This is a genomic window from Actinomyces oris (assembly GCF_001937445.1).
GTDB classification, from domain to species: Bacteria; Actinomycetota; Actinomycetes; order Actinomycetales; family Actinomycetaceae; genus Actinomyces; species Actinomyces acetigenes.
Genome location: NZ_MSKS01000086.1, coordinates 1 through 661, shown reverse-complemented (window position 1 = coordinate 661; position 661 = coordinate 1). Strand labels below are relative to the sequence as shown.

Here is a 661-nt window from a genome sequence, read left to right as displayed (position 1 = left end):
TATGGATGAGAATGCCGCTCCCGGCGCTCGGCCTGACTGTGGTGGTCTGTATCTCCTCCTCGTGTCCCGTGCTGACGGGGCGCGTGGGGCACCGTCCGCAGTGAAGTGGTCGAGGGCAAGCCAACCGGAGCCGATGTTGCGAGGGTGTTGGCGCAAACGCTTATATTTCCACAACATCTGGACGACCCGGGAGAGTGTGGACTCGTATTCCCGCAGGCAATACATTAAGAAACGGTAAGGTAATGACTGTGGTGTCATTTAATGTGTTGCTGGCAAAAATCGTGCATATCAATCAGATTGCATTCTGTGGTGGCGTGAGTTATCGCTTCTTCCGGAGTGCTTCAATTATCTCGGCTAGCCGTTTACCATCCCTTCTCGTTACTCGAGGCTTTCGTGAGCACGCCCATGTTGTCCCCTATTTCTCCCATATTGTCCCGCTCCTCTGTGGAGTCAGTGCCTTCGTCGACGCCGCAGCGCCGGAGGATGCTGAGGGCGGCGGCGCCCGTCCTCCTCACCCTGGTTCTTGGCGTTGGAATCGCCGGCTGCGGGGCTCCGTCCGTGGCCGACGATGCGGGTTCGCCCGCACCTGTTCCTTCGCCGACGGTGACTGCTTCGCCGTCGCCGTCGCCCACTCCGACTCCCTCCCCGTCGCCTACTCCGA

General features: G+C 59.8%; 1 protein-coding gene. It reads right to left on the bottom strand.

The genetic code is table 11. The annotated features are described in order from the left end of the window. Window positions 1-362 precede the first annotated feature (362 nt). On the bottom strand, window positions 363-661 hold a 299-nt coding region (locus tag BKH20_RS14400; protein ID WP_218638181.1), incomplete at its 5' end, for a hypothetical protein.